Below are 532 nucleotides of genomic sequence, written 5' to 3'. Positions count from 1 at the left end.
GCCGCGCTACCGGGCGACGCACGCTACGGCGCGCGTGACGTGCAGCGCACGCTGCGCCGCGAGCTCGTGCTGCCGCTGGCGTATGCGCTGGCGCCGCACGCCTACGTCACGCCGGTGACGGTGCGCATCGACGCCGGTGCGCAAGGCTCGCCAAGCGTCGACGTGGAGCCCTCGCTGCGTCCGGTGGACGGCGCGCCGCTGCTGGCCGCCGACGCGCTGGCCGACGCACGTCGCCACTGGGTCCGCGTGACCGATGGCCCGATGTTCGTGAACCTCGTCAATCAGGTGTTCCGGCTGGATCGCGAGCGTCAGCGTCATGAGAAGCGGCGCCGGAAGGATACGACGCTGCCGCACTGGGACACGAAGGCGCCCGCTGCCCGTTGGCGCGAACTCGACGCGGTGCAGCAGGAAGCAAAGGGGTTGCTGGGCGAGATCATGGACCTCGAAGGCCAGGCGCTGCTTGCGCTCGTGGGAGAGCCGACTCCGTCGCCCGACGTCGTGGCTTGGCGCCAACGCTTCGTCGCCTTCCAGC

1 protein-coding gene is annotated in these 532 nt (G+C 71.2%); it reads left to right on the top strand.

The annotated features are described in order from the left end of the window. Positions 1-39: 39 nt before the first annotated feature. On the top strand, positions 40-532 hold a 493-nt coding region (locus tag AC1DYI_RS38070; RefSeq protein WP_477209220.1), incomplete at its 3' end, for a hypothetical protein.

Source organism: Ideonella sp. P3_A4 (genome assembly GCF_056403075.1).
Note: the sequence above shows the minus strand (reverse complement) of the source record. Positions and strands in the feature narration are given on the sequence as shown.